Raw genomic sequence first — 10719 nt, forward strand, 5'->3', positions numbered from 1 at the left:
ATTGACTCAAATCCCCCGCCCATGCTCTCCTACACAACTTGTTACGGGTGCCCTTCACAGGGTGAAACGGGAAACCGGTGAATCATGTGCTTTACTCAAGCCCATGTCAGTCCGGTGCTGCCCCCGCAACGGTAAGCGAGCGAAGCGTCAAAACCACTGTGCCGATACGGTATGGGAAGGTGACGCTTGCAGGTCGGCCTGACGCCAACCCCTCGTGAGCCCGGAGACCGGCCCGCAACACACAGCCCGCATTTGTGCGGCGCTGCACATAACAAACCCGCGGTGGGCGGGCGCTGTTCGAACCTCTGCGAGCCCGACCCGCAGGGGTTTTCATGCGCTCTATTCACCCGCTGACACTCCAGAGGGAAGCGCCATGTCGATCATCAGCAGCACCGGCAGCAACACGGACAAAATCGCCAGCACCACCACCCTGAGCCAACGCCTGACCGCCGCGATCTTTGCATCGATCCTCGGCGCCAGTCTGGTTTACTTTGCCGGCTTCTCGCACATCGAAGCGGTGCACAACGCCGCCCACGATACCCGCCACAGCGCCGCGTTCCCGTGCCATTGAGACCTGCCGACATGATCAAGCGTATCGCGCAAACTGCAGGATTCTCTGGTCTGCTGGCCGCCCTGCTCCTCACTCTGCTGCAAAGCTTCTGGGTTTCGCCGCTGATTCTGCAGGCGGAAACCTTCGAGAAGTCCGAGCCGGTGGCGGTTCACGAACACGCCGCTGGCGTGGCTGCGCACACCCATGATGCCGAGGCCTGGGAGCCGGAAGACGGCTGGCAGCGCGTAGTCTCGACCACTGGCGGTAATCTGGTCGTAGCCGTCGGTTTCGCCCTGATGCTCGCCGGCCTCTACACCCTGCGCGCGCCGACCAAAACTTCGCAGGGCCTGCTCTGGGGCCTGGCCGGTTACGCGACGTTCGTGCTTGCTCCGACCTTGGGCCTGCCACCAGAACTGCCGGGCACCGCTGCGGCCGATCTGGCTTCGCGGCAGACGTGGTGGATCGGCACGGCCGCTTCGACGGCTGTAGGTCTGTCGCTGATCGCGTTCAGCCGTCACTGGCTGATGAAGGTCCTCGGTGTGGCCATCCTCGCTGTGCCCCACGTGATCGGCGCACCGCAACCGGAAGTGCATTCGATGCTCGCCCCCGAAGCACTCGAAGCTCAGTTCAAAATCGCTTCGCAGTTGACCAACGTGGCGTTCTGGCTGGCCCTGGGCCTGATCAGCGCCTGGTTGTTCCGCCGCAACAGCGCTGGTCAATACCACGCATGACCGATGACCGCGCAGCGCCGACCTTCGTGGTCGGCCTGGGCTGCCAGCGCGGCTGCCCGGCCAGTACGCTGCGCGCGTTACTCGATCAAGCGTTACAGGCGCATCGCATTGAGCTTGAGGCGGTGAAAGCGTTGGCCAGTATCGACTTGAAGCGCGACGAGCCCGGCCTGCAAGAACTTGCTGCACAACTGGCTCTGCCCCTGCTGTACTTCAGCAGTGACGAACTGGCCAGCTACCAACAGCGGCTCAGTCACCATTCACAGATTGCTTACGAACGCACCGGTTGCTACGGCGTCGCCGAAAGTGCCGCGCTTGCGCTCGCTGAACAGCTGATTCAAGCGCCGGCAAAACTGCTGATCTCCCGGCAAAAATATGCTCAGGCAACGCTGGCATTGGCCGGCGCGGCGTAAAATCCCGATAATCCCCGCCATTGATCATGAGCGTTGTTCATCTGCAACGCAGTCGTGCCCTCTTTTACTCAGGATTCAACGATGACCGTCTACTTCATCGGCGCCGGCCCCGGCGACCCGGAATTGATCACTGTCAAAGGCCAGCGGCTGATTCGCAGTTGCCCGGTGATTATCTACGCAGGTTCGCTAGTGCCGGCGGCGGTACTCGACGGCCATCAAGCCGAAACGGTGGTGAACAGCGCCGAATTACATCTGGAACAGATCATCGAATTGATCAAGACCGCGCATGCCAAGGGTCAGGATGTGGCGCGGGTGCATTCCGGCGATCCGAGTCTGTATGGCGCGATTGGCGAGCAGATCCGTTATCTTCGTGAGCTGGATATTCCGTTCGAGATCATTCCCGGCGTGACGGCCACCGCAGCCTGTGCGGCGCTGCTTGGCGCGGAATTGACGCTGCCGGACGTGTCGCAAAGCGTGATTCTGACTCGCTATGCCGACAAAACCGCGATGCCGGCAGGCGAAGAGCTTGGCAGTCTGGCGCAGCATGGCGCGACCATGGCGATTCATCTGGGCGTTAACCATTTGCCGAAGATTCTGGTGGAACTGCTGCCGCATTACGGCGCGGATTGCCCGATTGCGGTGATTCACCGGGCGACGTGGCCTGATCAGGATTGGGTGCTGGGGACGCTAGCGGATATTGCCGAAAAGGTTGAGGCCAAAGGGTTTCGGCGTACGGCGTTGATTCTGGTGGGCCGGGTGCTGGGCAGTGAGGTGTTCAGCGAGTCATCGTTGTATCGCGCTGGGCATGCTCACCTCTACAGACCATGAATTGGAACGCGGAGCGTCCCGGGCTGCATTCCCACGCAGAGCATGGGAACGATCAAAGGCCCTTTCGCGAGCAGGCTCGCTCCCACATTTGATCGCATTTCAAATGTGGGAGCGAGCCTGCTCGCGAATGCGTTCCTGAATGTCACCCATAAAAAAACGGCGCTCACGGGGCGCCGTTTTTCATCTCCGCAGCGAACACCTTAGTAGTAGGCGTTTTCTTTCTGCGTGTGGTCGGTCACGTCGCGAACGCCCTTCAGCTCAGGAATACGCTCGAGCAAGGTGCGCTCGATGCCTTCCTTCAAGGTTACGTCCGCCTGGCCGCAGCCCTGGCAACCGCCACCGAACTGCAAAACGGCGATGCCGTCTTCAACCACATCGATCAGGCTGACCTGACCGCCGTGGCTGGCCAGCCCCGGGTTGATTTCGGTTTGCAAGTAGTAGTTGATGCGCTCGTTGACCGGGCTGTCGGCGTTGACCATCGGTACTTTGGCGTTCGGCGCCTTGATGGTCAGCTGGCCGCCCATGCGGTCGGTGGCGTAGTCGACAACGGCGTCATCGAGAAACGCTTCGCTGAAGTGATCGATATAAGCAGTGAAGCTTTTCAGCCCCAGCGCGGTGTCTTCAGGTTTTTCTTCGCCCGGCTTGCAGTAGGCAATGCAGGTTTCAGCGTACTGGGTGCCAGGCTGGGTGATGAAGACGCGGATGCCGATGCCCGGGGTGTTCTGCTTGGAGAGCAGATCAGCCAGGTAATCGTGGGCGGCGTCGGTAATGGTAATAGCGGTCATGGAAACTCCTCGCAGGCTTGGGCGCAGTTTACGCCAATCATTGCGCCGGACAAAGTCCTAGTATTTTTGTCGGGAAAGATTCTCGTCCGGCTCCATGTCAACCCGCGCCTTGAGCCAATGGTAGCTGCGCTTTTCCACCCATTCGTAGCTCAACCACGAGCCAACGCCAATCGCCAGCGCGCACAGGGCAAACATCAAATACGGGTTGATCGCGTAGCGTTGCGCGATAAATCCCCCCGCCGACAGCACCAGCACGTGCATGAGATATACCGAATATGAGCAATCACCGAGCAGTTTGAGCACGCGACTGCGCTCGACATAACGCTCAAGTGAGATACACGCCATGACCAGCAATGAGCTCGGCACGCCCCAGTTGAGCATCCTCGGCGCCGGTGCCAAGTGATAGATCGTCAGCAACGCCGCGACGATAGCCACCAGCGGCAGCCACAGTCCCGCACCGATCCAGCCCCGCCGATAGAGCATGCCAATGCCGATCCCCAGCAGAAACTCATAAACGATGTCCGAGCGATAGAACGCGCTGACCCAGCCAAACCCGGTCCAGGCCTGACACACTGCAAACAACAGCGCCGCGACCACCAGCAGGCGCACCTGCAAACGAAACAGCAGCGCCCAGGCAAACAGCACGTAGAAAAGCATTTCGTAATTCAGTGTCCAGCCGACATTCAACGTCGGATAGATACCGTAGCCGCCAGGATTCTCGGTAGGAATGAACAGCAACGACAGAAGCAGATGGCCCCAGTCCACTGTCTGATCCGGCAGCAAAGGTTGGGCGAACACCACCAGCAGCGCCATCAGCAGCGTGTACAGCCAGTACGCCGGGACGATGCGAAACAGCCGGTACAGCAGGAAACGCGCGGGCGGCAGCGGTTTGTTTTCGGTCGAGAGGAAAATCACCAACCCGCTGATGACAAAGAAAATGTCGACGCCCACCGCGCCTTTGTCGATAAAGAACTGGCCGACCGGCCCGCGTGCCTTGAAGTCAAAAAAAATCTGCATGAAGTGGTGGCACACCACTGTCCACGCGGCAAGCGCACGCAGGGCTTGCACTGAAATCAACATCACCTGCTCCCGATCACAATTCCAAAAACACCATTTCACCCTGTGGGAGCGAAAGCGACGGCACATTCAATGTATTCGGTGCCTGACACTCCGCCTTCGCGAGCAGGCTCGCTCCTACAGGGGATTTGTGTGTTACCTGAAGCTGTGACAGTCGGCCTGTTTCAAACGATCAAAGATTCTCGTAGCGGTTCATGTCCAGCACGCCCTCTTCCACCGGATCGGTTTCGTGCAGGTATTGGCTCAGATCGTGGAAATAGAACCAGAATTGCGGGTGACTGCGCCGAATTCCCCAGCGTTCGACGATTTTCTCGAAACGGTTGGCGTCCTTGGCATTTTCCATTGCATCAACAAACTCGGGCACTTGATCGGCCGGAATGTTGAACATGAAGTTCGGATAACTGCTGAGCACGCCCGGAAAAATGGTGATCGTGTCCAGCCCGGGCTGATAGCGCAGCGACTCTCCGAGCAGGAACGCCACGTTGCTGTGCGCACGGTTGCGCAACAGGCTGTAGACCTCGCGTTTGCCGTTGGCGGTTTCAATGCGCAGCATGGTGGCTTCCGGCAGTTGGTCGATGACCTTCAAGCCGGCCGCCGGACGCGAGGTCAGGCGGCTCAGCGCCTGCTCGGCATTTTGCAGGGCCGGGTCAATATTCGGCCGCGAGCAGTAAGCCCCATCGCAGCGGTTGATTGGATCCGGGTGCGCATTGAGATCACCGTAACGCGCCAGTAATTGCATGGCGAAGTCGTATTTAGGGTCTTTCTCATCAAGTTTCAGTGCCGTCGGCTTGTCGTCGTCGATCGCTTCGTAATCGAGCCACATCTTGAACTGGCCGCTGTTCTGATACCAATCGTTGAGGTAATCCTCTCGGGAGTCGGCCGGCATCAGGCGCAGGAAGTTTTGCTCGGCGCCATTGCGGATCAAATCGAAATACAGACGGGTTTGCGCCTGATGGGAGACGTTGCCGAACACATCGAAATTGACTGCCAACTGGTAATAGGTGCGCTCCAGCAGCGGATAGTCGAACAGCCACATCGTCTGCGGCACCTCGCCGATCAGGCCTTTGGTCACCGAGGCGCTGTCGAAGTGGCGGAAAATGCTCAACAGCGCGTTGTCGTTGCCGGCCCACAGGGTCGACCAACTGGGCGCCGGCAAATCAGCGTAGCTGTCACGGCGCAAGGCTTCGTATTCGTTTCGTTTGTCACGGTAGTTGCGCCACAGGCTCAGTACGCTGCCGACGTCATCGTTCTGCCCGGGCATGGCCAGCAACGGCGTGGCCTGGCCGCGATAGTTCGGGTCAGTGATATAGAGGTCATGTTCCGGCGCTTGGAACAGCGCCCAGAAGTTGTCACGGATCACGTCGGTGGCGATCTGACCACGGCACACCGGGCCGCGAATAAACGTGCGGACGAAGTATTCGGCGTTATCGAGCATGAACTGATAACGCGCCTGCGCCGGGATCGCTTCAAATGTGGCGAACGGGTTGGCGCGGCTCTGCGGGCCGTAGCCCGGCAAGGCATTAACCTGCCAGTTACCGCTATAGAACAGACTTTTGACCCGCGCCATTTTCGCCGCGCTCAACGGATAGGTGATGTGGGTCTTGTGCACGATCACCCCTTGCACCGGCCACAAGCGGTAATACACCTGAGTGCCCGGATCATCGTTGGGGCGACGGGTGGCGATCAGGTCGATTGGCTGCCCAGTCGGCGTGCGCGAACGTACCCACTGGAAATAATGGCCCGGCTCGCCGTCCTTGAAATAGATATGCGCAAGGTACCAATGCTCGTACAACCAGCGACCGACCAGGCTTTGCCGCGCGCCGGGAGTGTTGAGCAGGTTTTCCCACTGGACGATCTGCAGCGCCTCTTTGGTGCTTGGCGCCAGGCTTTGTTCGTCAATCGGCGCACCCGAGGCCAGCCAGCGCTGCAGCGTCTGATATTGCTGATCGGTCAGCCCGGTCACCGCCAGCGGCATGCCTTCTTTCGGATGCGCGCCGGCGTAGCCTTCGAACTCGGCGGGCATCGCGCACAGGTTTTCGCGGTTCAGACCCAGGACGATGTCTTCCGGGAGCTTGGCATTCGGCGTCAGTGGCGTCTTGTGCCCAAGTTCGAGCATGCGCGCCATCAGCGCAGCCTGGCTGCCTTGGGCATCGAGCACCGAATAGAAGTCTTTTTGCTGCCAGGCACGTTTACCGAAGGCATCGTAAAACAGTCGAGTGGTGGGTGCCGCTTGTGTGCGCTCGCCATCGTAGACCGGCATTTTGCTCGCACCACGGGCCGCGCCCTCACCGCTGCCCAGATTCAACTGGCAGGCCGAGTCGTAGCAGGCGTGGCAGGCCACGCACTTCTCGGTGAAGATCGGTTGGATATCACGGCTATATGAGATCGTGGGTTCCTGCGCAACGGCGCCCCAGCTTAAAAGCAGCAATAAAATGCTGATGACGCGGTACGACATGCCCTTGATCCCGATCCTGAAAAAAACGCCGCGATTCTACAGTATGACGCTCGTACCAACATGAGCGATATTCATGAAAAAGCCCCACATGCTCTAAAAGCGCACAGGTTTGCTATGATCCCGCTCCTTCGTAATGGTCTTTCCGAGTAGTCCAAATGTCCGATCGCAGCGTCCGCCTTCAAGCTCTCAAGCAAGCTCTCAAAGAGCGCATCCTGATACTCGACGGCGGCATGGGCACGATGATCCAGAGCTACAAGCTCGAAGAACAGGACTATCGCGGCAAACGCTTCGCGGACTGGCCGAGTGACGTCAAGGGCAACAACGACCTGCTGGTGATCACCCGTCCGGACGTGATCGGCGGCATCGAGAAAGCCTATCTGGATGCCGGCGCCGACATCCTCGAAACCAACACCTTCAACGCCACGCGCATTTCCATGGCCGACTACGGCATGGAAGAACTGGCGTACGAGCTAAACGTAGAAGGCGCACGTCTGGCGCGCAAGGTCGCTGACGCCAAGACCGCCGAGAACCCGGCCAAGCCGCGCTTCGTCGCCGGCGTGCTCGGCCCGACCAGCCGCACCTGCTCGCTGTCGCCCGACGTCAACAACCCCGGCTACCGCAACGTCACCTTTGATGAACTGGTGGAAAACTACACCGAAGCCACCAAAGGCCTGATCGAGGGCGGCGCTGATCTGATCCTGATCGAAACCATTTTCGACACCCTCAACGCCAAAGCGGCGATCTTCGCCGTGCAAGGCGTGTTCGAAGAGCTGCACATCGAACTGCCGATCATGATTTCCGGCACGATCACTGACGCCTCCGGCCGGACCCTGTCGGGGCAAACCACAGAAGCGTTCTGGAACTCCGTGGCGCACGCCAAGCCAATCTCCGTTGGTCTCAACTGTGCGCTCGGTGCCAGTGAGCTGCGTCCGTACCTGGAAGAGCTGTCGAACAAGGCCAGCACCCACGTATCCGCGCACCCGAACGCCGGCCTGCCGAACGAGTTTGGCGAGTACGACGAACTGCCGTCGGAAACCGCCAAAGTCATCGAAGAATTCGCCCAAAGCGGCTTCCTCAACATCGTCGGCGGTTGCTGCGGCACCACCCCGGGGCACATCGAAGCCATCGCCAAAGCCGTCGCCGGTTACGCGCCGCGTCAGATTCCGGACATTCCGAAGGCTTGCCGCCTCTCGGGTCTGGAACCGTTCACTATCGATCGCAACTCGCTGTTCGTTAACGTTGGCGAGCGTACCAACATCACCGGCTCGGCCAAGTTCGCCCGCCTGATCCGTGAAGACAACTACACCGAAGCCCTCGAAGTCGCCCTGCAACAGGTCGAGGCCGGCGCGCAGGTGATCGACATCAACATGGACGAAGGGATGCTCGATTCGAAGAAGGCCATGGTGACCTTCCTCAATCTGATCGCCGGTGAACCGGACATCTCCCGCGTGCCGATCATGATCGACTCGTCGAAATGGGAAGTGATCGAAGCGGGCCTGAAGTGCATTCAGGGCAAGGGCATCGTCAACTCGATCAGCATGAAAGAAGGCGTCGAGCAGTTCATCCACCACGCCAAACTGTGCAAGCGCTATGGCGCCGCCGTTGTGGTGATGGCGTTCGACGAAGCCGGCCAGGCCGACACCGAAGCGCGCAAGAAAGAAATCTGCAAACGCTCCTACGACATTCTGGTCAACGAAGTCGGCTTCCCGCCAGAAGACATCATCTTCGACCCGAACATCTTCGCCGTCGCCACCGGTATTGAAGAACACAACAACTACGCGGTGGACTTCATCAACGCCTGCGCCTACATCCGCGACGAACTGCCGTATGCGCTGACCTCGGGCGGCGTGTCCAACGTGTCGTTCTCGTTCCGTGGCAACAACCCGGTGCGTGAGGCGATCCACTCGGTGTTCTTGCTGTACGCGATCCGCGCGGGCCTGACCATGGGCATCGTCAACGCCGGGCAGTTGGAGATCTACGATCAGATCCCGCAGGAACTGCGCGACGCCGTTGAAGACGTGATTCTCAACCGCACGCCGGAAGGCACCGACGCCCTCCTCGCCATCGCCGACAAGTACAAGGGCGACGGCAGCGTCAAGGAAGCCGAGACCGAAGAGTGGCGCAGCTGGGAGGTCAACAAGCGTCTGGAACATGCGCTGGTCAAAGGCATCACCACGCACATCGTAGAAGACACCGAAGAATCGCGTCAGTCGTTCGCGCGCCCGATCGAAGTGATCGAAGGCCCGCTGATGTCTGGCATGAACATCGTCGGCGACCTGTTCGGCGCCGGCAAAATGTTCCTCCCGCAAGTGGTGAAATCCGCGCGAGTGATGAAGCAGGCGGTGGCGCACTTGATCCCGTTCATCGAACTGGAAAAAGGCGACAAGCCGGAAGCCAAAGGCAAGATCCTCATGGCAACCGTGAAAGGCGACGTGCATGACATCGGCAAGAACATTGTCGGTGTGGTACTCGGTTGCAACGGCTATGACATCGTCGACCTCGGCGTAATGGTGCCGGCGGAGAAGATTCTGCAGGTCGCCAAAGAACAGAAGTGCGACATCATCGGCCTCTCCGGCCTGATCACGCCGTCGCTGGACGAAATGGTTCACGTTGCCCGTGAAATGCAGCGCCAGGACTTCCACCTGCCGCTGATGATCGGTGGCGCGACCACTTCCAAAGCGCACACGGCGGTGAAGATCGAGCCGAAGTACAGCAACGATGCCGTGGTCTACGTGACCGACGCCTCCCGTGCAGTTGGCGTGGCGACGCAGTTGCTGTCGAAAGAATTGAAGGCTGGTTTCGTCGAAAAGACGCGTCTGGAATACATCGATGTGCGCGAACGTACCTCGAACCGCAGCGCCCGCACCGAGCGCCTGAGCTACGCCGCCGCCATCGCCAAGAAGCCACAGTTCGACTGGGCCAATTATCAGCCGGTCAAACCGACCTTCACCGGCAGCAAGGTACTGGACAACATCGACCTCAAGGTCTTGGCCGAATACATCGACTGGACGCCGTTCTTCATTTCGTGGGACCTGGCTGGCAAGTTCCCGCGCATCCTTGAAGACGAAGTGGTCGGTGAGGCCGCCACCGCGTTGTACAAGGACGCGCAGGAGATGCTCGCCAAGCTGATCGACGAGAAGCTGATCAGCGCCCGTGCGGTGTTCGGCTTCTGGCCGGCCAATCAAGTACATGACGACGATATCGAACTGTACGGCGATGACGGCAAGCCATTGGCCAAGCTGCATCACCTGCGCCAGCAGATCATCAAGACCGACGGCAAACCAAACTTCTCCCTGGCCGACTTCGTAGCGCCGAAGGACAGTGAAGTGACCGACTACGTCGGTGGTTTCATCACCACCGCCGGCATCGGCGCCGAAGAAGTGGCCAAGGCTTATCAAGACGCTGGCGATGACTACAACTCGATCATGGTCAAAGCCCTGGCCGACCGTTTGGCCGAGGCCTGCGCCGAGTGGCTGCACCAGCAAGTGCGTAAAGAGCACTGGGGTTATGCCAAGGACGAAGTGCTCGACAACGACGCGCTGATCAAAGAGCAATACAGCGGCATCCGCCCTGCTCCGGGTTACCCGGCGTGCCCGGATCACACCGAGAAAGCGGCGCTGTTCGCCTTGCTCGATCCGCAAGCCGAAGAAATGCGCGCCGGTCGCAGTGGTGTGTTCCTCACCGAACACTACGCGATGTTCCCGGCGGCTGCGGTCAGCGGCTGGTACTTCGCCCACCCGCAAGCGCAGTACTTCGCCGTGGGCAAGGTCGACAAGGATCAGGTGCAAAGCTACACCTCGCGCAAAGGCCAGGAGCTGAGCGTGACCGAGCGCTGGCTGGCGCCGAATCTGGGTTACGACAGTTAAGTTGCGCAATGGACCTG

General features: G+C 59.7%; 8 protein-coding genes and 1 riboswitch. Of the genes, 5 read left to right on the forward strand and 3 right to left on the reverse strand.

The genetic code is table 11. The features are described from left to right. Nucleotides 1–28 precede the first annotated feature (28 nt). A riboswitch (cobalamin riboswitch) is annotated at nucleotides 29–250 on the forward strand. A gap of 123 nt (nucleotides 251–373) precedes the next feature. The 4 genes from ACOYXH_RS12975 to cobM all read left to right on the forward strand — a co-directional run bounded on the left by ACOYXH_RS12975 (nucleotide 374) and on the right by cobM (nucleotide 2519). Then, nucleotides 374–571: a CbtB domain-containing protein gene (locus ACOYXH_RS12975; protein WP_093430890.1), complete on the forward strand. Its 198-nt coding sequence runs from the start codon at nucleotides 374–376 to the stop codon at nucleotides 569–571. Between the two features lie 11 nt (nucleotides 572–582). Further along, the gene (locus ACOYXH_RS12980; protein ID WP_095047826.1) at nucleotides 583–1281 is read left to right on the forward strand and encodes a CbtA family protein; all 699 of its coding nucleotides are present in this window, start codon (nucleotides 583–585) and stop codon (nucleotides 1279–1281) included. Further along, entirely contained in the window at nucleotides 1278–1691 is a 414-nt protein-coding gene (locus ACOYXH_RS12985) for a cobalamin biosynthesis protein (RefSeq protein WP_003225490.1), read from the forward strand. Before ACOYXH_RS12980 ends, ACOYXH_RS12985 begins: the two co-directional genes overlap by 4 nt. Nucleotides 1692–1772: 81 nt before the next feature. Further along, complete coding sequence (gene cobM, locus ACOYXH_RS12990) at nucleotides 1773–2519, forward strand: precorrin-4 C(11)-methyltransferase (protein ID WP_095047827.1); 747 nt, start codon at nucleotides 1773–1775, stop codon at nucleotides 2517–2519. A 200-nt stretch (nucleotides 2520–2719) separates the two neighbouring features. Here the strand turns inward: cobM and nfuA are convergent, their stop codons facing one another. The 3 genes from nfuA to ACOYXH_RS13005 all read right to left on the reverse strand — a co-directional run bounded on the left by nfuA (nucleotide 2720) and on the right by ACOYXH_RS13005 (nucleotide 6836). Continuing rightward, entirely contained in the window at nucleotides 2720–3304 is a 585-nt protein-coding gene (nfuA, locus tag ACOYXH_RS12995) for a Fe-S biogenesis protein NfuA (RefSeq protein WP_007912592.1), read from the reverse strand. Between the two features lie 57 nt (nucleotides 3305–3361). Continuing rightward, the gene (locus ACOYXH_RS13000; protein ID WP_095047828.1) at nucleotides 3362–4384 is read right to left on the reverse strand and encodes an acyltransferase family protein; all 1023 of its coding nucleotides are present in this window, start codon (nucleotides 4382–4384) and stop codon (nucleotides 3362–3364) included. Between the two features lie 169 nt (nucleotides 4385–4553). Further along, on the reverse strand, nucleotides 4554–6836 hold the full coding sequence (locus ACOYXH_RS13005; protein WP_460410783.1) for a fatty acid cis/trans isomerase: 2283 nt from the start codon (nucleotides 6834–6836) through the stop codon (nucleotides 4554–4556). Nucleotides 6837–6991: 155 nt separating this feature from the next. Here ACOYXH_RS13005 and metH point away from each other — a divergent pair, with 155 nt between their 5' ends. Next, nucleotides 6992–10702, forward strand: a complete 3711-nt coding sequence (metH, locus tag ACOYXH_RS13010) for a methionine synthase (RefSeq protein ID WP_095047830.1) — start codon at nucleotides 6992–6994, stop codon at nucleotides 10700–10702. Nucleotides 10703–10719 lie beyond the last annotated feature (17 nt).

Source organism: Pseudomonas sp. Mb7 (assembly GCF_054790525.1).